The 21516-nt window shown below is 65.8% G+C and carries 18 protein-coding genes and 1 other RNA gene; 9 read left to right on the top strand and 10 right to left on the bottom strand.

Annotation, left to right across the window (positions count from 1 at the left end):
- Positions 1–199: 199 nt before the first annotated feature.
- Positions 200–931 (top strand): tRNA-uridine aminocarboxypropyltransferase, encoded by a 732-nt coding sequence (locus AC2EBU_RS04810; RefSeq protein WP_484609231.1) that lies wholly within the window; start codon positions 200–202, stop codon positions 929–931.
- Positions 932–934: 3 nt separating this feature from the next.
- Here AC2EBU_RS04810 and AC2EBU_RS04805 read toward each other — a convergent pair whose 3' ends face one another.
- Positions 935–1555: a glutathione S-transferase family protein gene (locus AC2EBU_RS04805; protein ID WP_484609230.1), complete on the bottom strand. Its 621-nt coding sequence runs from the start codon at positions 1553–1555 to the stop codon at positions 935–937.
- A gap of 381 nt (positions 1556–1936) precedes the next feature.
- On the opposite strand from AC2EBU_RS04805, the gene AC2EBU_RS04800 reads away from it, so the two are divergent.
- The 3 genes from AC2EBU_RS04800 to AC2EBU_RS04790 all read left to right on the top strand — a co-directional run bounded on the left by AC2EBU_RS04800 (position 1937) and on the right by AC2EBU_RS04790 (position 5028).
- Positions 1937–2755, top strand: a complete 819-nt coding sequence (locus AC2EBU_RS04800) for a (Fe-S)-binding protein (RefSeq protein ID WP_484609229.1) — start codon at positions 1937–1939, stop codon at positions 2753–2755.
- A 70-nt stretch (positions 2756–2825) separates the two neighbouring features.
- Entirely contained in the window at positions 2826–3536 is a 711-nt protein-coding gene (locus tag AC2EBU_RS04795; RefSeq protein WP_484609228.1) for a LutC/YkgG family protein, read from the top strand.
- Between the two features lie 58 nt (positions 3537–3594).
- Positions 3595–5028 (top strand): LutB/LldF family L-lactate oxidation iron-sulfur protein, encoded by a 1434-nt coding sequence (locus tag AC2EBU_RS04790; RefSeq protein ID WP_484609227.1) that lies wholly within the window; start codon positions 3595–3597, stop codon positions 5026–5028.
- 161 nt (positions 5029–5189) lie between these two features.
- Here the strand turns inward: AC2EBU_RS04790 and AC2EBU_RS04785 are convergent, their stop codons facing one another.
- The 3 genes from AC2EBU_RS04785 to AC2EBU_RS04775 all read right to left on the bottom strand — a co-directional run bounded on the left by AC2EBU_RS04785 (position 5190) and on the right by AC2EBU_RS04775 (position 9442).
- Positions 5190–6890 carry a hypothetical protein gene (locus AC2EBU_RS04785; RefSeq protein WP_484609226.1) on the bottom strand — a complete coding sequence of 567 codons (1701 nt, stop codon included), beginning with the start codon at positions 6888–6890 and terminating at the stop codon, positions 5190–5192.
- A gap of 183 nt (positions 6891–7073) precedes the next feature.
- Complete coding sequence (locus tag AC2EBU_RS04780; protein ID WP_484609225.1) at positions 7074–8246, bottom strand: phosphoglycerate dehydrogenase; 1173 nt, start codon at positions 8244–8246, stop codon at positions 7074–7076.
- 80 nt (positions 8247–8326) lie between these two features.
- Positions 8327–9442: a phosphoserine transaminase gene (locus AC2EBU_RS04775; protein ID WP_484609224.1), complete on the bottom strand. Its 1116-nt coding sequence runs from the start codon at positions 9440–9442 to the stop codon at positions 8327–8329.
- A 214-nt stretch (positions 9443–9656) separates the two neighbouring features.
- On the opposite strand from AC2EBU_RS04775, the gene AC2EBU_RS04770 reads away from it, so the two are divergent.
- Together AC2EBU_RS04770 and AC2EBU_RS04765 are read left to right on the top strand one after the other, a co-directional pair.
- On the top strand, positions 9657–10577 hold the full coding sequence (locus AC2EBU_RS04770; protein ID WP_484609223.1) for an alpha/beta fold hydrolase: 921 nt from the start codon (positions 9657–9659) through the stop codon (positions 10575–10577).
- Positions 10578–10687: 110 nt separating this feature from the next.
- Positions 10688–10834, top strand: coding sequence for a cation transporting ATPase C-terminal domain-containing protein (locus tag AC2EBU_RS04765; protein WP_484609222.1), 147 nt, complete (start codon positions 10688–10690; stop codon positions 10832–10834).
- Between the two features lie 64 nt (positions 10835–10898).
- On the opposite strand, the gene AC2EBU_RS04760 is transcribed toward AC2EBU_RS04765, so the two are convergent.
- Complete coding sequence (locus tag AC2EBU_RS04760) at positions 10899–11810, bottom strand: alpha/beta hydrolase family protein (RefSeq protein ID WP_484609221.1); 912 nt, start codon at positions 11808–11810, stop codon at positions 10899–10901.
- 240 nt (positions 11811–12050) lie between these two features.
- Between AC2EBU_RS04760 and AC2EBU_RS04755 the strand changes: the two genes are divergently transcribed.
- Both AC2EBU_RS04755 and AC2EBU_RS04750 read left to right on the top strand, forming a co-directional pair.
- Positions 12051–13166 (top strand): response regulator, encoded by a 1116-nt coding sequence (locus AC2EBU_RS04755; protein WP_484609220.1) that lies wholly within the window; start codon positions 12051–12053, stop codon positions 13164–13166.
- Positions 13167–13190: 24 nt separating this feature from the next.
- On the top strand, positions 13191–16154 hold the full coding sequence (locus AC2EBU_RS04750; RefSeq protein WP_484609219.1) for a hybrid sensor histidine kinase/response regulator: 2964 nt from the start codon (positions 13191–13193) through the stop codon (positions 16152–16154).
- A gap of 75 nt (positions 16155–16229) precedes the next feature.
- On the opposite strand, the gene AC2EBU_RS04745 is transcribed toward AC2EBU_RS04750, so the two are convergent.
- The 5 genes from AC2EBU_RS04745 to AC2EBU_RS04725 form a co-directional block, all read right to left on the bottom strand.
- The gene (locus tag AC2EBU_RS04745; RefSeq protein ID WP_484609218.1) at positions 16230–17447 is read right to left on the bottom strand and encodes a formylglycine-generating enzyme family protein; all 1218 of its coding nucleotides are present in this window, start codon (positions 17445–17447) and stop codon (positions 16230–16232) included.
- 49 nt (positions 17448–17496) lie between these two features.
- Positions 17497–17949 carry an EVE domain-containing protein gene (locus AC2EBU_RS04740; RefSeq protein ID WP_484609217.1) on the bottom strand — a complete coding sequence of 151 codons (453 nt, stop codon included), beginning with the start codon at positions 17947–17949 and terminating at the stop codon, positions 17497–17499.
- Positions 17950–18012: 63 nt separating this feature from the next.
- Positions 18013–18984, bottom strand: a complete 972-nt coding sequence (locus tag AC2EBU_RS04735; protein ID WP_484609216.1) for an MBL fold metallo-hydrolase — start codon at positions 18982–18984, stop codon at positions 18013–18015.
- Positions 18985–19150: 166 nt separating this feature from the next.
- Positions 19151–19247, bottom strand: an RNA gene (gene ffs, locus AC2EBU_RS04730) — signal recognition particle sRNA small type.
- 5 nt (positions 19248–19252) lie between these two features.
- Complete coding sequence (locus tag AC2EBU_RS04725) at positions 19253–19495, bottom strand: hypothetical protein (RefSeq protein ID WP_484609215.1); 243 nt, start codon at positions 19493–19495, stop codon at positions 19253–19255.
- A 175-nt stretch (positions 19496–19670) separates the two neighbouring features.
- On the opposite strand from AC2EBU_RS04725, the gene dnaX reads away from it, so the two are divergent.
- Positions 19671–21470: a DNA polymerase III subunit gamma/tau gene (dnaX, locus tag AC2EBU_RS04720; protein ID WP_484609214.1), complete on the top strand. Its 1800-nt coding sequence runs from the start codon at positions 19671–19673 to the stop codon at positions 21468–21470.
- Positions 21471–21516: the final 46 nt, after the last annotated feature.

Below are 21516 nucleotides of genomic sequence, written 5' to 3'. Positions count from 1 at the left end.
CGTTTTCTTACAACGTTCCGGGCGTCGTTTTTGCGAGCAAATTGGCCAATTCCCAACGTAGAAAGGTCCTGTGTTGCTATGAATATTGATGGTTTTCGGCGGCGATTCGGGTCACCGGGCCAGAGGCAGCATCCTCTCTAGGGAGCTTCGCCTACAGTTGGGGCATGGGCATTGACTCGTATGACTCCCGGCGGGCGGCATGAACCACGCCGTTGCCCGCCTGCGCGCGGTACGTCTGGCTGCCAGCGACAAGCCTTTCCTGGCGCGTGGCTCGGGGGCAGGGCGCTGCCCGGGTTGCCGGCTGGTGGAAACCCACTGTGTGTGTGGGCTGCGCCCGTCGGTGCCGGTGAACGCCGGGGTTTGCCTGATCATGGGCGACACGGAGGCACTCAAGCCCAGCAATACCGGCTGGCTGGTAGCTGATGTGGTGACAGACACCCACGCGTTCGCCTGGGCACGGACTGCGGTGGATCCGTCCTTGCTGGCGCTGCTGGCCGACTCCCAGTGGCAACCCTGGCTGGTTTTCCCGGCCGAATATGCCGAGCCGGGACGCGTTGTGACGAGGCTACCGGGGCCCGAGGAAACCGCAGCCAGTGGCCGGCGACCGCTGTTCGTGCTGCTCGACGGAACCTGGTCGGAGGCGCGCAAGATGTTTCGCAAGAGCCCGTACCTGGATGCGCTGCCTGTGCTGAGCCTGCACCCGGCCGGGGCTTCCAGCTACCGGCTGCGCCGATCGGTCCACGGCCACCACCTCTGCACCGCCGAGGTCGCCGCCGCGTGTCTGTCGCTGGCCGGGGAAGGCGCCGCCGCCGAGGTGCTGGGGGCCTGGCTGAACGTGTTCAGCGCCCACTACCTCAGCGCCAAACGCGGCCCGCCATTGGACCGGGACAGCGCGGCGCACCAGTGGCTGCGCGGGATCACGGGCCGCTGAGCGTCAGAGTCCGAACTTTGCGTAGTACGCGACTACCGCCGGTGTGCTGGCGACACGCCGCATGTGGGCGTTCAACGCCGGCGCCACTTTCTCCACCAGGTCCGTCGGGACATGGTCCAGCCGGCCCGAGTTGAGCCCGCGCACGTCGACGAACACCTTGAGGTCCGCGACAGTGAGCCGGTTGTCGGCAAAGTACTCGCCGCCGTGCGCGAGCAACTGCTTTTGCAACCAGGCCAGGTACACCGGCATGGAGCCGTTGACCAGGGCCAGACGCGCCTCCTTCTGGGCCTCACCGGTCAAACGGAAGGTGGGCCCCAGCTTGACGCCGGCTTCCTCCACCACGTAACTGACCTCGTCGCACAGGAGCGCCTGGAACGGATCGTTCGGGTACAGGCCGGCGAGCTTGCCCGCGTAACGCAGCATGGCGTCGCTTTGCGTGACCATCACACCATCGACCTCCAGCGTCGGTGCCTGGCCGAAGGGCGTGGTTTTGCGAAAGTCACCGAACGCCGGGTAGGACAGGCGGTTGTCTTCGAAGGCGATGCCACCGAGGTGCAGAGCGAGGCGAACCGGCTCGCCGCGGCCGCCGTGGAAGTCGAAGTAACTGAGCTTGATCTGGGGCACGGTAAGAACCTGTCGGGTTGATGCGGCGTTGCCGCGTTGAGGGTGGCGATTATTCTAGGCGGGCAGGGGTTTCCTCGCCGGGAGGTCCCCGTCGACATGTGCCACCGGCCCTCGTCATGGAGCCACCGAAGTCCCGTTTTTGGGCGCCGGCAACCGCCAGGCGAGCGGGCGGTTGGGCGGGTAGGCCTGCCTGGCGGTTTTGAAAAGTGCTTTTCCGGCGTGAAATCGTCTGCATGCCGCTTTCGCGGGTGTCGGCGAACTGGTATCGTCGTTTTCAGTTCGGTGGGCGAAGACCGGTGTTGAAGGTCCGACGCCTGGCGCGGCGCGAGTCCGTGTCCCCCCGAGCGTGATTTCCCAATTTTCAAGTCAAGGAGACACGAGATGACCACAGCGACGCACCAGGCGCGCGTTTACCCGTCCCGGCCCTCGGACGTGTATTTGTTCGCTACCTGCCTGATCGACCAGTTCACGCCGGAGGCCGGACTGGACACCGTGCGCCTGCTGGAGCGCGAGGGCATCCGTGTGCATTTTCCCGAGCAGCAAACCTGCTGCGGGCAGCCGGCATACAGCAGCGGTTTTCCTGAAGAGGCGCGCGCCGTGGCGCTGCAACAGTTGAACCTTTTCACCGAGCCGTGGCCGGTGGTGATTCCTTCGGGCTCCTGCGGCGGCATGATCCGCAATCATTATCCGCATCTGTTTGCCGACGACCCGGTGCTGCACGCCCAGGCCGTCGCGCTGTCCGAGCGGGTCTATGAACTCAGCGAGTTTCTGGTGCATGTGGTCAATTTCAGCCATCCCGACCTGGGCGCGCCGTGCACCATCGCCTTGCACACCTCGTGCCATGCCCGCCGGCAGATGGGCGCGCACGAGACCAGCGCTGCGCTGCTCGACAGCCTGGCACAGGTCCGGGTGGTCGAGCAGGCGCGCATCGAGGAATGCTGCGGCTTCGGCGGCACCTTCGCCATGCGCTACCCCGATATCTCCGAGGCCATCGTCAACGACAAGGTGGCCGCCATCCGCGACACGGGCGCCGAGCGTGTGGTCAGCGCCGATTGCGGCTGTCTGCTCAACATCACCGGCCGCGCCGCCAGGCAGGACGAACTGGCCGGTGTGACCGCGCCCACGCTGCAAGGCGAACACCTGGCGAGCTTTTTGTACCGCCGAACCACGGCGCAATCGAACACCGGAGAAGTCGCATGAGTCGCCTGGACGCTCCCCAGACCGGCAAGGCCGCGGTGCGGCGCACAGAGGTCACGCAATGAACAGCCGCTTGAACTCCACCCCTGCGCCTGACGGCAGCGCCCGCGCCAGCATCCTGGCGCGACTGCGTGCCGCCGCCACGCCCCAGCCGGTGCCCTTGCCCGATGTCAAGGCCTGGTTTGACGCGCGCCAGCGGCAGGAGGACACCGCGCAGCGCGTGAGCCGCCTGCGCAACGCGATGCAGGCCATGAAGACGGAGGTGCACGACACCACCGCCGACGGATGGCCCGATCTGCTGTTGCGCCTGGCCGCGGCCAAAGGGCTGCGCAACCTGCTGATCGGATCGGACACCCCGCATGGCGCTCAACTGGAGGCGCTTGAGCCCGCCCACTTGATCCTCAAGCGCTACAGCGAGTCCATCGACGGCTGGCGCGACGTGCTGTTCGACGACGTGGATGCCGCGCTCACCCTGGCGAAAAGCGCGATTGCCGAAACCGGCGCCCTGGTGCTGTGGCCCACGCCCGCCGAGCCGCGCCTGATGTCGCTGGTGCCCTCGGTGCACTTCGTGTTGCTGGACGTGGCCACCATCCATGCCGACTTTTTTTCCGCGATCACCGCAGAGGGCTGGGCGCAGGGTCTGCCGACCAATGCCCTGCTGATCAGCGGCCCGTCCAAGACAGCCGACATCCAGCAGACGCTGGCCTTTGGCGCGCACGGGCCGCGGGAACTGGTCCTGCTGTTGCGCCACGCAGAGCCCGCCAACCCGGGAGAAGCGGAATGAGCCGCCGGGCCGCTCCCAAGGCGAATAGCACCGCAGTGCGCAGCACGGAGGTTTTCCAATGAACCAGGTCATCAAGATCCATCCGATGGACGATTTCAAGGCGCGCAGCCGCGGCGTGCTCAACGACCCGGCGCAACGCCAGAACTTCCGCGGCGCGATGGACTTCCTGCAGGCCAAGCGGCGCGCCCAGTTTCCTGATCAGGACGAGCTGCAGGGCCTGCGCGAACTGGGTTCGCAGATTCGCCGCTACAGCCTGGCCAATCTGCCGCGCCTGCTGGAGCAACTGGAGGCCCGGCTCACCGCCAATGGCATTCAGGTGCACTGGGCGCAGGACCCCGGCGAGGCCAACGCGATTGCCCTGGACATTGCCAGACGGGTCAATGCGAAGCGCATCATCAAGGGCAAGTCGATGGTCAGCGAGGAGGTGGGTTTCAACCACGCGATGGAAGCCGCTGGCCTGGAGGCGCTGGAATCGGACATGGGCGAGTACATCGTGCAACTCGCCGGTGAAGCCCCGTCGCACATCATCATGCCGGCGATCCACAAGACCAAGCAGGAGATTGCCGAACTGTTTGCCCGGGAAATCCCCGGCGTAGCCTATACCGAGGACGTCGACGCGCTGATCCGCATTGGCCGAAAGGTGTTGCGGCGCAAGTTCGCCGATGCCGATATCGGCCTGTCGGGGGTGAACTTCGCGGTGGCTGAAACGGGCAGCCTGTGCCTGGTCGAAAACGAAGGCAACGGTCGCATGTGCACCACCGTGCCCCGCGTTCACATCGCCATCACCGGCATCGAGAAGGTGGTGGAGAAGCTCGAACACGTGCCCCCGCTGTTCAGCCTGCTGTCGCGCTCGGCCACGGGGCAGGCGATGACCACCTATCTCAACCTGATCAGCGGTCCACGCCAGCCCGGCGAAAAGGACGGCCCGGAAGAGGTGCACCTGATCCTGCTGGACAACGGGCGCACGCAAGCCTATGCCGACGGGGAGCTGCGCGAGACGCTCAAATGCATCCGCTGCGGCGCCTGCATGAACCACTGCCCGGTGTATGCCCGCATCGGCGGGCACGCCTACGGCACGACCTATCCCGGGCCGATCGGTGCGATCATTTCACCGCACATGCTGGGCCTGGACGCCACGTATCCGCTGGCCTTTGCCTCGACGCTGTGCGGCGCCTGCGTCGAAGTCTGCCCGGTGAAGATCCCGATCACCGACATCCTGGTGCGCCTGCGCAATGAATCGCAGGCGAAGCCGGAAAGCGAAGAGGCAACCCTGCGCGGCAGTGGCGCCGGGCGCACCGCGGCCGCAAGCGCGGTGTGGGGCGCCTGGGCGCAGGTGTACAGCCGCAGCGGGCTGTACAAGCTGGCCTCCTGGTTCATGAGCCGCGGCCGGGCGCTGTCGCCGAGCGAGCAGGGCGCCTGGACGCGCAGCCGCACCCCGCTGGTCCCCGCGCCCAAGCGCCTGCGCGACCTGCTGAAAGAGCGCAAGCCGTAGGACGGCCCGACCCTGACTTGCCAGGTTGAAACGCCGTGTTGGCGTTTCCCGGTCCTGTCCGGGATCGCTTGGCGATGGTGGTGTCTCCACCTCTCATCGGCTGTGAGTGCCGCTCCCGAGGCGCAATCTGCCGGTCAGACGCGACGTGCAGATTTCCGGCGTCACGACGGAGCGCACAGCTTGACCCCCTCCGCCGCCCAGCCCTCGTTGATCATGTGCGCGTACAGGACCGGATCGGTCGTGTAGCGGTGATTCGAATCGTTCTGAGCGAATCGGCGATTGTAGACCCGGTAGACCGGTCGCGTACCCGCGCGGCAGGTGCCGGAGAGGGTCGGCGGAAACAGGTAGAAGGCAATTCCCTCATAGGTCCAACCCGGGTCGCGCGACACCTCGGCGCACTCGGCGCTGTCGATGGAGTAGAAGTGGGAGTTCGGCCCCGCACCCGGAGTGCCATAGTACCGGCAGACGGGCATTGCGCCCCCTGGAATTCCGGTTTCCGGCAGGTAGGCCTTGAAGTCCCTGAAGGTCCGGGTCCAGCCGGGGCCGGCGCCGCCGGTTTCGATGGACTGCACCTCGCCCGGCCCGGCGGTGATGAAATAGTGCCTCAGCGCCGTGTTGAAGAACTCCGTCACCGGCTGCGGCACGGGCTCGGTTGCGGGCAGAAAACGGCGAACGACCCATTCCCGTGGGTCGGCCGTATCCGGCTCCACCGTCACAAGCCGATCGGCCCGGTCGAAGAATACGGTCGCGCTGCCGGTAATCCGGGTCTCGTTCAGGTCGATGTTGCCGAGTCGGCTTGTCAATGCGCCGCTTGGCGTCATTCGAAACATCGACACCTGGGGGCCGCCGGTCCCCACGACCAGAACGCTGCTGTCGCGCAAAGGGAGCAGTCGGATTTCGGCGATGCCGTTGCCCTCCAGGGGATAAGCCTGCTGCAGCCTTCCCCGTGCATCCAACCGGGTCAGCGTGCCCTCGTAGACATATGAATCGGGATTGGCTGCGGTCCAGCGCAGGCGGGACAGGGTCGCGATGACGACTGAGTCATCGGGCAGCGCCAGCACGATCACCTGCGACAAGGTGCTTCGGGACTCGTCTATAGGTATCGGTAGCAGGACCTGGCCCTTTTCGCCGAACGAGTCGTCCCTGAGACCCCAAGTGTCCATCTTGTAGATCATCAGTCCCCCGCCGACGACGGCCGAGAAGAAAATCGAGCCGTCCAGTTGAACCGCAATCTGGTTCGCGCCACAGACCTGTTCGTTGCACGGTTGAGAACTGCGCAACGGTCGGGAAACGGTTCCCCATGTTCCGAACCGCTCTTCAACGGTTCCGTCGGTTCGGAACCTGACGAGGTTGGCGTTACCCGCCGGCAGTCCCGTGCCGACCCGTTGTGCGCCGCCGACATGGAAGCCACCGTCGGCGGCAGCGGCGACGGAACCCGGCCAATGGCCGCCGTTGGCCGAGAAGGGCAATGTCGATGTGGCGAGTTGGAGGATGGTCCCGTTGGCAGCCACGGTACCGGCCTTGGCATCGCAAGTCAGCCCTGCCGAGCCCATGCAGATGTGGGACAGAAATGCCGCCGACCCGTCGGGCCGCACGCTGATACGAGATGCCGCAGCCCGAAAATAGCCGTCTTCCAGAACGGTTCGGCCACGGTTTCCGTAAGTGGTGTCGAAAACGCCGCGATGGGAGACCCGGACCAGATCAATCTGTGAGCTCGGGACTCTGATCGAACTCGTGGCGGAGGGCGCGGGGATCGGCTGGAATAAGACCCGCCGCGCGATCAGCAACGCGCCATCCCCATCGGCCTGAACATCGACGAGGTAGTGGGGACCCGTCATGTCGGGAGCGGACGGCACACGCATCACGCCTGCGGTACCGAACGTCGGATCGGGTGCGAAGCCGGTGGCCGCCGAAACGGGAAGCGCCGCGGCGCACCACGCCAGCAGACCGACACGGAACAGTTGAACGAGAGTCCGGTTCATTTCCTCCCCCTTGTTCGCGTGTTTTCCGGCCGGCGCCTGGCCTGTCGATTTTCGCCGAACTGCTCACACCACACGCACACGGATCACGTGCGCCACCGCCTGAATGGCGGCGGTGACGGCGGGGTCGGGTGCACCATCGACGTCGATCACGTTGTAGGCCAGCTCGCCGCGGCTCTTGTTCATCATGTCGATCACGTTGACCTGGCGCTCGGCCAGCACCGACAGCACCTGGCCCAGCACGCCGGCGACGTTGTCGTTGGAGAACGTGATGCGCGTGGCGCCCGGGGTGCGCTCCATGCGCACGGCCGGGAAGTTGACCGAATTGGTAATGTTGCCGTGCTCCAGATAGTCCATCAGCTGGTTGGCGGCCATCACGGCGCAGTTTTCCTCCGACTCCTCGGTGCTGGCGCCGATGTGCGGCATCGCGATCACCTTGGCGTGGCCCAGCATCGCGGGCTCGGGGAAGTCGCAGACGTAGCGGCCCAGCCGGCCGGCGTCCAGGCTGCGCTGTACCGCGGCCGAGTCGACAATCGTTTCGCGCGCAAAGTTCAGCAGCACGGCGCCGGGCTTGATGCCGGCCAGCGCATCGGCGCTGATCAGGTGGCGCGTGGCGTCCATGGCGGGCACGTGCAGCGAAACGTAGTCCGAGCGCGCCAGCAGCGTGGCCAGGTTCTCCATGCGCGTGACTTCATTGGACAGGCGCCAGGCCGCGTCGATGGACAGCGCCGGGTCGAAACCGACCACCTTCATGCCCATGGCCAGCGCCATCTCGGCCACCATCGAGCCGATCGCGCCCAGGCCGACGATGCCCAGGGTCTTGCCCTTGATCTCGCCGCCGGCAAAGCGCGCCTTCTCCTTCTCCAGCAGCGCCGACATCTCGGCTGCGTCCGTCAGGTGCGTGAGCGACTGCACATAGGCCATGCCCGGCAGGATGCCTCGGGTGGCCAGCAGCATGCCGGCCATGACGAGTTCCTTCACCGCGTTGGCGTTGGCGCCCGGCGTGTTGAACACCACGATGCCCTGTTTGCTGTAGTCGGCCACCGGGATGTTGTTGACGCCGGCGCCGGCGCGCGCGGCCGCCACCAGCGATGCGGGCACTTCCACGCCCTGCAGCTTCTGGCTGCGCAGCAGGAAGGCATCGGGGTGGCCGATATCGCTGCCCACTTCATAGGACTGGCGGGGAAACCGCTCCAGGCCCTTGACGGAGATCTGGTTGTAGGTTCTGACCTTGTACATGGCGCGGCTCCGTCGGGTTTGGGGGGCGTTTGGCGCGGGAGATGGCCCGCAGTCGGGGCAGGCGGGGTGCCTGCCGGGGGTCAGGCGCTGACGGTCTGATAGGCCCAGGCCAGCCAGGGCATCAGGGCCTGCAGATCGGCGGATTCGACCGTGGCGCCGCACCAGATGCGGATGCCGGCCGGCGCGTCCTTGTAGGCGCCGATGTCATAGGCCACGCCCTCGGCCTCCAGGAGCTTGACCACCTTCTTCACCTGGTCTTCGGCGAGCTTCAGGCTCAGGCAGACGCTGGTGTTGGAGCGGGTGGCCGGGTCCTTGGCCAGGAAGGAGATCCAGTCGTTGGCGGCCACAAAGTCTTCGATCACCTTCAGGTTGGCCTCGCTGCGCGCGATGGTGGCGCTCACGCCGCCCAGGCGCTCCACCCAGGCCAGCGCGTCCAGGTAGTCGGCCACGCACAGCATCGACGGGGTGTTGATGGTCTCGCCCTTGAACAGGCCCTCGGTCAGCTTGCCGCCCGAGGTCATGCGGAAGATCTTGGGCATCGGCCACGGCGGGCTGTAGCTCTCCAGGCGCTGCACCGCGCGCGGGCTCAGGATCAGCATGCCGTGCGCGCCTTCGCCGCCCAGCACCTTCTGCCACGAGTAGGTGACCACATCGAGCTTGTCCCAGGGCAGCGCCATCGCGAACACGGCCGACGTGGCGTCGCAGATCGTCAGACCGGCGCGGTCGGCCGGAATCCAGTCGCCGTTCGGGACCTTGACGCCCGAGGTGGTGCCGTTCCAGGTGAACACCACGTCGTTGTCGAAGTTGACGGTGGAGAGGTCCACGATCTCGCCGTAGCCGGCTTCGCGCTTGGTCACGTTGGGCAGTTTGAGCTGCTTGACGATGTCGGTCACCCAGCCGGAGCCGAACGATTCCCAGGCCAGCACGTCCACGCCGCGCGGGCCCAGCAGCGACCACATCGCCATTTCCACCGCGCCGGTGTCGGAGGCCGGCACCACGGCCACGCGGTAGCCTTCGGGCAGGCCCAGCAGGCGCGCCGTCTCGGTGCAGGCCAGGCCCAGCGCCTTCTTGCCCAGCGCCGAGCGGTGCGAGCGGCCCAGCACGTCGAGCTGCAGGGCGGCCACATCGTAGCCGGGGCGCTTGGCGCAGGGGCCGGAAGAAAAATTGGGATTGCGGGGTTTGACCGTGGGTTGCATGGGGAGGGGTCCGTGGAGGCAGGGGATCGGAGGGGAGAAAGGGGGGGGGGGGCGCGTGCCGCGTCCGGATCAGCGGCTGATTCTAGCAACGGGGTTTTTTGGCAGCGACCCCGAGACCGCCGGGTCTTCTGCCTTCCGTGGCGTGAGGTATCTTGCGGTTTTCTCTGCGGGCTGAATCCGTGATCCTGATACTCCGATTTGTCGAGATTGCTCCATGATCCGATCGCCGGCACCGGTCTCGCCTATCCCATCCGAAGTGCGCAAGGTGCTGCCCCGGCCGGATGGGGAGGTGGTCTACCGGGTCCGTCCCACCCCGAACGCCCAGCCTGGCAATCCGGTGGTGTTCATCCATGGCCTGGCCAGCAATATGTCGCGCTGGGCTGAACTGGTCCGCGTTACCCGCTTGGTCGAACGCCACAACCTGATCCGGGTCGATTTGCGGGGGCATGGCGAATCGATGACCCGGCGGCGATTTGTCCTGTCGGACTGGTGCGACGACTTGCGGCAATTGCTGGACGTCGAACAGGCGCGGCAAGCCGTTCTGGTCGGTCATAGCCTGGGCGCAACGGTTGCCATGCAGTTCGCTGCCGTGGCGCCGCAGCGTGTGGCTGCCATGGTGCTGGTCGACCCGGTATTCCGGGAGGCCGTTGTCGCCGGAAAGCGCCACTACGTCCGGGCCGGCCCGGTTTTTGATGCAGCGGCGCGTGCGGTCCGCGGCTTGAATGCCCTGGGCCTGTATCGGCGCCGGCTTGTGGCGCTCGATCTGGAGCACCTGGACCGGCAAGCGCGTGCCGCACTGTCCGATCCGGCCGCGCGGGACGCCTTTGTTCGGCGCTACAGCGCCGCGCGGGAAGATTTGCGACATATTCCCCTGGCCAACTACCTTCAGGATTGGGTCGAGATTTTTCGGCCGATTGCCTCACTGGCAGCGATTGCCGCGCCGGTGCTGGTACTGCGCTCCGCCTTTGCCGACTTTCAGGACGAGACGGCCGTCAAGCGACGCTTGGGGCAATTGCAACGGTGCCACGTCGAGACGATCAATTGCCACCACTGGCCGGTGACCGAGCAGCCCGCCGAGGTCCGGCGATGGATTGAAACCTGGGTGGGCCGATACGGTGCGGGTGTCGCGCCGTAGCACCTGCCTCGGGCGATCGGGCAGGAAGGCCCCGGACCCACGGTGCCGCATGCTGCTCTTTGTGCCATCGCCATGTTCTCCGGCTCGCTCGACCGGGTGGTGTCGGCCGTGTGACCTATGCGCCGTTCATGCAGAACTGGTTCGACACCCGTGCGCTGCGGCCCGACCAGGTGTTGTTATGTGCCCTGGCCGGTGTGGCAGTGCTGGTGCTGCTGGAGCTGGAGAAGGCCCTTTTGCGACATCACAGCCGCAGCTGACCCCCCGCAAACGCCCGCAGCAAGGGTTTTTGGGCGTTTTCGGGCGATACCCAGCGTAAAAAGGTCACTTATAGCTATAAATAACATAGCTATTCGGGGCGCTTTCCCGCGAGTGAGCGGTGCGGTGCTGGTGTATCCACTGCGCGACTGGCGCGGCCACCAGATCGGGTTTGCGGGCCCAGGAGAAATGGTCCAGCGGCTGCCCGTCCGTTTCGGCATCGCCCCAGATCCAGGGATGCCGGTCCGCGGCGGCCAGCTTGTCCAGCAGATGCCGCGCCGCGGCTTCGGGTGCCCAGGTGTCGCGGCGGAAGTTCAGCGCCAGCACCGGCAGGGTCAGACGGCGCAATGCGGTTTCGTAGTCGAAAGTGGAGCCGGCGGGCTCGTAGCGTCCGGTGCGGGCGACGTGAAGCCAGTCGTCCATCACGCCCCGTGCTTCCCGGCCGCCGAAACCGAACCGCCGCCCCGGAAAATGCCCGATCAGCGCGCCGGTGATTGCCGCCATCAGGCCCAGAAAACGGATGCCGATCTGTAAGCCCGGCGAATAACACCGTCGATAGACGCTGCCGCTGGCCACCAGGACCAGGCCCCGCACGGGCGGAGACTGGCGGGCCGCCAGCAAGGTCGCAAGCTGTCCGCCCAGGCTGTGGCCGCCGACCCACAGCGCCGCCTGGGGAACCCGCCGGGCGAGCTGCGCAAGCAGCGCGGTCACATCGGTTTCGACCAAGGTCTGATAGCCGTGGTTGTGTCCGCGGGATGCCCGCACGCTGCTGCTGGCCATGCCACGCCAGTCGGTAATACATACCTGCACGCCCTGGGCGGCCAATGCGGTGGCGAAGCCGCGATACACCCGGCCGGGCGTGCCCAGCGCCGGCAGGAAAAGCAGAACGGGTGCGGTCGGGTCGGCCGTGGCGTGCAGGGACGCTTCAAACCGGTGACCGTCATCGGCGGTGATCGAGAACGTTTCTGCGGGTTTCATGGCAATGCGGCGCGCGTGACGGGTCCGTTGTGGGTGGCTCCGACTGTACCGTGGCGGTCCGGCCGGTGGTCAGGGCGCGTCCGGCGTGTGGCCGGACGACATGAAATGTGTTGCCGACCGCCACGGAGAACGGTCGCATGTCACAGCGCAGTGGCTGAACGGCCTGGTTTTGTCGCCGCGGCGCCAATCTGGGCGGGGCAATGCTCGTAGTATGGAATACTTTCGTATAAAAGAATCAAGATGGCTCGGATACTTGTGGCAGAAGACGACGCGGGAACGCTCAGGTTGCTGAGCGTGGCCTTGCAGACCAAAGGGTACAAGGTGTTGACGGCAACCGATGGTGCCAGCGCCTGGACGCAGTTGGTCGAACACCAACCGGATGTGGTGATCAGCGACGTGGACATGCCGGGCATGACCGGTTTCGAATTGCTGACCCGGGTGCGCGAGCATGCCGGGGTGGGCCTGACGCCTTTCATCCTGCTGACCTCGCTGCAGGAGCGTCGTGCGATGCGCCAGGGCATGACACTGGGGGCTGACGACTACATCACCAAACCCCTTCGCCCCCGTGAGGTGCTGGACGCCGTGGCCGCCCAGCTCAACCGCCAGTCGATGCGCCAGGCGGCGCAGGCCTTGCACGTCAAGACAGCCTTGTCGGAAGCGCTGGAGGAACACTCCTGGGACCTCCAAGACCGCTATGAAAAGCGTCTCGCCCGCGAGCTCAGCGAGCGCTGGCCGGGTCACTCCGAATCTGATGTCAGTTCGCAATATGACGAAGCGACCGTGCTTTTTGCCGACATCCGCGATTGCCGTGCCTGGCTTGCCCAGCTCGATCCCGCCGAAATGGCGCAATTGCTGACCCGCTTTTACGAGCAAAGCGGCGACACCGTTCATCTGTTCGGCGCCAGTGTGCTGCAGTTTGTCGGCGAAGGGGTGCTGGCGGTCTTCGCCGATCCCGAGCCCTCGGCAACCGCGCCCCACGCGCTGCGGGCGATCAAGGCAGCCTTCGGCCTGCAGAAGTCGGCATCCGGCATGGCGGATTTCGTTCAGCGGACCTTTCCCGGTCGCAACCTGCCGTCTTTTGATGTCGATGTGGCGCTTCATGGCGGCCCGGTCGCGATGATGAAGCTGCAGGGGTACCTGGGGGGGAATCCCCAGCTGATTCCGGTGGGTGAAGTGGTCGTTGACGTGCTGGCGATGCAGCGTAACGCCAATCCGGCGCTGGGCAATGTCACCGTGTCGATTCCGTTGTTGCGACAGGTTACCGGTGCGTTGCGGCCTTGCGCGCGGTATCTGCTGACGCTGCCCAACCGGACCGGGCCGATGGATGTCTGCTCGGTGGAACCCCATGGCACCTGAAATGCCAGTGTCGTGGGGCCGGGAATGAATGCCAGAGCACTCAAAATTGGGCTGGCCCGGCGCATTCCGCTGGGGCCGGCGGTTGTTGCGGCACTGGTGCTGGCCACGCTGATGCCCGCCGTTCTGGTGTCCTGGCTGCTGTCGTCCAACAGCTCGCGGGCCATCGAAACCCTGGCGGAGAACGCGATGGGCCAGGCGGCGCACCGGGTGGAGGTGGGTGCCATGGCCCATCTGGGCGAATCCCACACCATCGTGAATGCGCTGGTTCCCCCGGTGACGACCGAAGGCACCGAGGCCGAACGCACCCGCAACTGGCTGCGCAACCACGCGCTGTTCGAGAACATGGCCTACGCGCTCACGCGCCAGTCGATCAATGTCCCGTACCTGTATTTCGGCACACAGGACGGGACCTTTCTGGGCGTCGAGCGCGAAGGGGACGCCACGGTCGTACGCACCATCCGCCCCGGAGACACCGGGCGTCGCCACTACCGGATCGCCGCGCCCGGCGACCGCAGCCAGTTGATCAAGGTGGAAGACCGAATCTACGATCCACGACAGCGGCCCTGGTACGGTCTGGCGACCCGTACGGGGCAACGGGTGTTTACCGACGTTTACCGGTCCGCCGTCAAGAAGCAGTTTGACCTCACCCTGGCCCATCCCATCTACGCCGAAGACCAGAAAACCCTGTTGGGCGTGATGGCGGTGGACATGAGTCTGGCCCGGCTGACCGACCTGATCCGCAGCACCCGCGTCAGCGACAACGCGGTGACCTTCCTGGTCGACGCCCAGGGGCTGATGGTGGCGACCTCCCTCGATGAGCCGCTCGACCGTCTGGAGGGCGACAGATACAAACGAATCCGTCCGCAGGAGAGTACCAATCCGCTGGTCCGCGCAGCCTACGAGGGGTTTGTTCGTGTCGCTGACCCGCGCGTGAACGTCCGGGTGCCCGGCATGATGCGGATGGGCGGCGAAGGGGATTGGCGCAGCTCGTTGGGGCTGGACAGCGGCCGTCTGATTGCCTTGCAGCGGCCGTTCGGCGATCGCTATGGGCTTGCCTGGCAGTTGGTCGTGGTGGCGCCGGAGAGCGATTTCACCCGCCAGGTGATCCAGGCCCGTCAATGGGCCTATGCCGCCATGGCTGCCCTGATTCTGGTGTCAACCTTGCTGGCGATCTGGGTGGCCGCCCGTCTGTCGCGGGGCTTTCGCCTGCTCAATTCATCGGCCGAGCGCCTGGGGTCCGGCCATGTGCCTGCGGTGCAGTTGTATACGCCTTTTCGTGAAGTTCACCACCTGTCGCAGGTGATGCACGACAGTGCCGTACGTCTGGCCGCCTATCGGGTCGAGGTGCAGGAGAAAAACGAAGCCCTGCAGGACGCAGCCCTGTCACTGGAGCGCCGGGTGCAGGAGCGCACGGCCGAACTGGCCGCGTCCCGCGAGGAAGCGCTGGCTGCTGTCAAAGCCAAGGCCGGTTTCCTGGCGGTCATGAGCCACGAAATCCGTACCCCCTTGCACGGCGTGGTCGGCATGAGCCAGCTGCTGGCGGAATCGGCACTGACGACCCAGCAGCGGGACCTGATCGGCGTCCTGCGGGTTTCCAGCGACCAGTTGCTGGCGGTGGTGGACGACATTCTGGATTTCTCCAAGATCGAATCCGGCAAATTGACCCTGGAAGACGAGCCTCTGGACGTGCGTGCCACCATCGGCCAGGCAGTGGACATGATCCGCCTGAAAGCGCAGGAAAAAGGCCTGAGCGTCGATGTCCAGGTCGCGCCGGACGTTCCGGTGGCGATCCGGGGCGACGTGACCCGCCTGCGCCAGGTGCTGCTCAATTTGCTGTCCAACGCCATCAAGTTCACCGCGATCGGTGGCGTGACATTGCGGGTCGACCCGGCCCTGTCACCGGTCGGTGGCACGCCCCAGCTGCGATGGGAAGTGACCGATACGGGAGTGGGCATCAAGCCAGAGCGCATTGCGGGCCTTTTTCAGCCCTTCGCCCAGGGGGATACCTCCACAACCCGGGTCTATGGCGGCACCGGCCTGGGTCTGATGATCTGTCGCCACCTGGTCACACGGATGGGCGGCGGGATTACGGTGGCCAGCGAGCCGGGGCACGGCTCGACATTCCGGTTCACCGTCAATGCCGTGCCCGCCGATCCGGCGGGCGTGCCGACACCCGAGCCGCAGGTGCCGCGCCAGAGGCACCATGCGGTGCGGGTTCTGGTGGTCGATGACAACCCGATCAATCTCAAGGTCGCGGCCGCCATGCTGGAGCGCCTGGGCTACTCGCATACCGGGGTGCCCGGTGGGGCCGAGGCTTTGTTGGCGCTGGAGCGTGCTTTCGAGGACGGACGTCCGTACGCCATGGCACTGATTGACAGCCACATGCCCGAGATGGACGGGTTTGCCACGGCGCGGGCCATCGCCGCCCGATGGACTACGCGGGCACCGGTGCTGATCAGCATGTCGGCATCGACCCTGGGCGAGGACCTGGATCGTGCGCGCGAAGCGGGTCTGGTCGAGTTCCTGTCCAAACCTCTGGAATTGCCATTGCTGGCCCGCGTTCTGGAGAGGCACGGCCCGACCGCGGGTTCGTCACCCTCGGCCGCGCCGCACGACGCCGTGACGTCGCCGCGACCGGCCATGGATGCCGGGCGCTGGCGGCTGCTGGGCGAGATCGATGACGCCCTGGGGACGGTCCGCCGTGACCTGGCGTCAGACTTTCTGCAGACCGTGACCGAGCGTGTCGACGCCATTGTTCTGAGCGCCCAGGCGGGTGATGCGCCGGCCCTTGCGTCGGCGGCGCACCGGCTGCGCGGTGCGGCCGAAAACATCGGCCTCGCCGCACTGGCGGCATGTTGCGAGCAGATCGAAGAGCAGGCGCGCGCCGGGCAGGTGGCCCCTTTGGCGGCTGACAGCTTGCGTGTTGTGGCGGCCGAAGCCCAAAACGCACTGCGCCAGGCGGTCGAGCGGCTCGGTGGAACCCTCTGAGCCGACCTGCCACGATATGAAAAAGATAGCTTAAAGCGACCTTTTCACGCTGGGTACGGGCGATTTTTGCCCGAATTACGGCTTGGTGAGGTCGCGGGCGACCCGAAAGCCGGCCGCCTGCAAACGCATCGCCGGCGAAAGCCATAGCCGGCTGCTGGCGCGCAGATCGGCAGGGTCTCCCACCCAGGCGCCGCCGCGCAAGACACGGGCGGGCGACGCGCATTTCTCAGTCCAGGCGCTGCCGTTTGCCGGCGCGCCCTGGTAAGAGTCATGGTGGCAGTCCTGAACCCACTCCCAGACGTTGCCGTGGACCTGGTACAGGCCGAACGGGTTCGGATCAAATTGATGGACCGGTGTCGTCGATTGCCGCCAGGGACCTTTGGCGCTGCCCTGGAAATCCGGCGCACTTGTCTGGTAGTTGGCTTTGTCCGGTGTGAGCTCGTCGCCCCACCAGAACAGGGTTGTGGTTGCCGCGCGGGCCACATATTCCCGCTCTGCTTCGCTGAGCAGCCGGTAGTTCCGGCGCGTTTCCTGGCTGAGCCATTTCACATAGGCCTGGGCGTCGTCCCAGCTGACACAGACAACGGGATGGTTGTCGGCCTGCTTCAACAGGCTGTTTCTCCAGGAGGTGCCCGCGCGCAGCGCCCACTCGCCGCTGGACCAGACAAAACAGCCGCCGTCCCGCTCGGCATCGGTCTTGTGCCCGGTGCGCTGCACAAATGCCGAGAACTCAGCCCGTGTCACGGCGTGTCGGCCGGCCGCAAAGGACGCTACCGATACCCGGTGAACCGGGCCTTCACGGGCATCCACGGTGCGACCCGCAATGGCCTTGCCGGGCGTGCTGCCCATCTGGAAGCTCCCAGGTGGAATATTCACCAGTTCGGGGCACTGTGGGCAGTCCCGAATGGCGCCGTCGCGGGTGACCGATTCGGGCAGGGCCGTGGGCCGCGGGCTGGGTTCGTCGCTGCGCACAGCGCGTGAGGCCGGCGCGACGGCGGGTAAGCTTTCCTGGGCCGCACGTTGTGCGGAGCCGGGTGTGGCGGCCTGGGACGCGGGGGACAACGGCGTCTTTGCGGCCGGCGGAGCTTCTCCGATCAGGGAAAACAGCGCCCAAAAGCCCGCAACGAAGGCAAGGATGGACATGAGCCACTGACCTTTGAGCAACAAGCTCAGAAAAATGGCTACGCCGACGAAGCCCGCGGCGCCACCGGCCCACCATCCGATCAGCTGCTGGCCGTAGTAACCACCGACAGCGGCGCCAACAGCCACGCCGACCCATTTCAGGAACTCCATACGACAATCCCCTGCGAAGTGCGAAACAAGTATCGCACGCTGACCACCGTCAGCGGGGGGCGTCCACAATGCTGACGATGTGGTGCCACTGGGCTGCGGTCACGGGGGTGATCGACAGGCGGTTGCCGCGGCGCAACACCGGCAGGTCGACCAGGGCGGGGTCGGCCCGCATCTCGGTCAGGGACAGAAGCCGCGTTCGCCGGATAACTTGCACTTCACGCAGCAACCAGCGGGGGGCCTCGGGCCTGGCGGCGGGATCATGATACGGTGAGGCCGGATCGAACTGGGTGGGGTCTGGCAGCACTTCCGAAGCGATGCGTGCCAGCCCGACAATGCCCGGCTGGGCGCACCCGGAGTGGTAAAACAGGACTCCATCACCCACTTGCATGGCGTCTCGCAGGAAGTTGCGGGCCTGGTAGTTGCGTACTCCGGTCCACGGCACCGTCGCTTGCGGCGCCGCCAGAGCATCGTCGACCGAGCAGTCCTCCGGCTCGGATTTCATCAACCAGAACCGAGGCACAGGCAACCGATCGGACGATGCAGGCAGCATTCTTCCTCGCCTGGGTCAGGCGACCGGCTTGAAGTCGAAGCCGGCACCCAGCTTTTCGACCTTGCCGAAAGCCGGGAAGGGGAAGTGGTAGCCCCCGGTGACCATGTTGTCGCGGACCACCATGTCGAACACTTTGCGGCGCGATTCACGCGCGGCATCGGCATCCATGTCGAACTGAACGGCCCAGTCCGGATTGCGCGCAAACAGCTGGGGCACATTGGTGATGTCGGCGACATAGGCAAACTTCTCGTTGCCGCTGTGCACGGTGAACAGGGTATGTCCGGGCGTGTGGCCATAGGCCGCCATGCTGCGCACCCCCGGCGCCAGCTCCGCGCCGGCTTCGAACGTCGACAGCACATCGGCACCCAGGCCACCGAAAACGCGTCGGACCGCCTGGAATGCGCCCTTCATGGCATCGGGCGCGGCGGCCATACGGGCATCGTCCATCCACCATCCGTGTTCCATGGACGGGACCAGAATGCGGGCTTTGGGGAAGACCAGTTGGCCGGCCCGGTTACGCAGTCCGTTGATGTGGTCGCCGTGGTAATGGCTGATGAGGACCGTATCGATGTCTTCTGCGCGCAGTCCGGCGGCCTGCAAGTTGGCCAGCAGACGTCCGGTCGTGGCTGGTCCGTTGTCGGCAAAGCCGGTATCCATCAGGATGCGGCGCCCGCCTGCGACGACCAGGAAGGCAGTAAACGGAATGTCGATGTATTCGACCGGCATGTTCTGGGAGCGCAACAGCTCCTGCACGGTGGCCAGTGGGGCATTGCGCACGAACTCCGCCGCCAGCGGGCGGCGAAGAACACCGTCATTGAGTGCAATGATTTCGATGTCGCCGAGCTTTTGCCGGCGAAATCCGACCTGCACGACGGAAGGGGCGCCGAAGTTGGGCGCGTTTTGGGCTACCAGTGGCAGAAATGAGCCCGCCAGATAGGCGGCGGTGGCAGCAGAGCCGCCTACAAGCAGGTCGCGTCGTCGAATCATGTGCAATTCCGGTGAAGGTGATAAGGGTCACCATGGTGCACCAGGTCGCCCAAGTTGCGACTGATCAGTCACATTTCCGGGGATGCAAGAAGGGGAATTGGCGTTCAGCCTGCGTTACGGCACGGGTCCTGAAAGCCCAATGCGCATGACCTGAAGGTTTGAAAGGGGTGACGAGCCTTGACCCCGGCACTGACTCCACAGTTAGGGCTGCTTGGTTCCCCACCTGACCCGGTTGGCCGCTTCACCATGCGGGAAGGCCCGTCGGGGTCTATTGTAGGCGACGACGGGCTTCGGCCGGTCCGAAGGAAAGCGTCAGCAGTTCCAGAACGTCGTATCGGGCTTTGGCAAGCTCCTCATCGCGAGGGTCCAGGGCCAGGCGCGCCAGCAGCCGTTCGCGCTTGGGGTGGCAACAGCCCTCCAGCGCATTGACAAGACGGATAACTTCCGGACTGGCGAAGGCGAGCAGTTCGTCGGAACATCCGATCGGCAGACAGTGGACACGTTGCAGCATGGCTGTTTGGCTTTGAAGCAGTGTGATTCCCGGTTGGTGCGTCGCAGCATACCCAATAAAACCTTACCGGACCTTTCGCCGGCCCGGTTTTTTCGATGTTTTGGAGACAACGCCCTATTTCGCCGCGGGGTTGACCCCGACCGGTTGATCAGGGGGGGCGACTTAGAATCCGGTCATGTCCTATCTTGTGCTCGCCCGTAAGTACCGTCCGCGCAATTTCGCCGAGATGGTGGGGCAGGGCCACGTGGTCCAGGCACTGGTCAACGCGCTGCAGCGGCAGCGTCTGCACCATGCCTACCTGTTTACCGGTACGCGGGGGGTGGGCAAGACCACGGTAGCGAGGATTCTGGCCAAGTCGCTCAACTGCCAGGGTGCGGATGGCCAAGGCGGCATTACGGCGGAGCCCTGCGGGGTCTGTCCGGCGTGTCAGGCCATCGACGCCGGCCGGTTTGTCGACTACACCGAACTGGACGCCGCGTCCAACCGCGGCGTCGATGAGGTGCAGCAGCTCCTGGAGCAGGCCGTCTACAAGCCGGTCCAGGGTCGCTTCAAGGTCTTCATGATCGACGAAGTGCACATGCTGACCAACCATGCCTTCAACGCCATGCTCAAGACGCTGGAGGAGCCGCCCGAGTATCTCAAGTTCGTGCTGGCGACGACCGATCCGCAGAAGGTGCCGGTGACCGTGTTGTCCCGCTGCCTTCAGTTCAACCTGCGCCCGATGGCCCCTGATACCGTGCGTGAGCATCTGCAGCAGGTGTTGGCTCGCGAAAACGTGCCGGCCGATGCGGCCTCGCTGCATCTGCTGGCCCGCGCCGCGCGCGGCTCGATGCGGGATGCGCTGAGCCTCACCGACCAGGCGATTGCGTTCGGTGCCGGCCGCATCGAGCTGCCGGTCATTCGGCAGATGCTGGGCAGCGCCGACCGCGGCCATGTGCTGCGCCTGATCGAAGCCTCGGCACTGGGGCAGGGGCGGGTGCTTGTCGAGACGGTGGACCTCTTGCGCGAACACGGGCTGAATGCGGTGAGCACGCTGGAGGACATGGTCACGCTGCTGCAGCGCATGGCCGTAGCCCAAAGTGGCGCCGGCCCTGACCTGTCCGATCCGGACCCCGAGGCGGCAGAGGTGGCTCGTCTGGCCGCATTGATGCCCGCTGATGAAACCCAGTTGCTGTACAGCCTGTGTCTGCACGGGCGTGCCGAACTGGGGCTCGCGCCCGATGAATACAGCGCCCTGACCATGGTCTTGCTGCGTCTGCTGGCCTTCAAGCCGGCGACCGCAGGGACCGGGGTGGAAAAAAAAAGCCTGAAGCCAGCACCTGAGGCGGCCGGAGTGCCGTCGATGCCGGGACCGGCAGGTGAAAGCACCGTCAGCCGTGGCGAAGTACCGGAAAACGATAAAAATAGCCCGATACCCGGCGCGGAAAGGTCTTCTGGCGCTACAAAAATCGTATCGATTCCGGTGCGTGAACAGCCCCGGCCAGGGCCGCGCACAGCGCTTGCAGGCCTCGGTGCGCCTGAGGCGGGTGCCGATGACGCACCACGTGCCGAAACGCCGTCGAGGTCCATGCCCTTCACGGATGATGCGGGTGACCTCTGGCAGGCGACGGTGCGGACCTTGATGGATCGCGACGCCATCAGTGCGCTGGTGCGGGAGTTGGCCCTGCAGTCCCAACTGGTGGGTCGCGACGGCGACCGCTGGGTGCTGCGGGTAGAGCGTGAATCGCTCAATCAGGCCAGCACCCGCGAGCGGCTGCAGGCCGCATTGCACGCGGCCGGCCACCCGGTCAGCCTGACCGTGGAAATCGGTCAGGTCAGCGATTCTCCGGCGCGGCGGCTGGCGATGGAACTGGCGCGCCGCCAGCGTGCCGCTCAGGAACTGATTCAGGCCGATCCGTTCGTTCAGGAGATGATGCGCGAGTTTGGGGCGAAAATTGTGCCCGGCAGCATCAAGGCGGGACCGGACCGCAGCTGATTTCTATCCGGCGCTCGCTCCATTGTCGGGGTGGGCGCCATCACCA

It is taken from the genome of Curvibacter sp. T50 (genome assembly GCF_057219955.1).
This window is presented reverse-complemented; position numbering and strand designations above follow the sequence as displayed.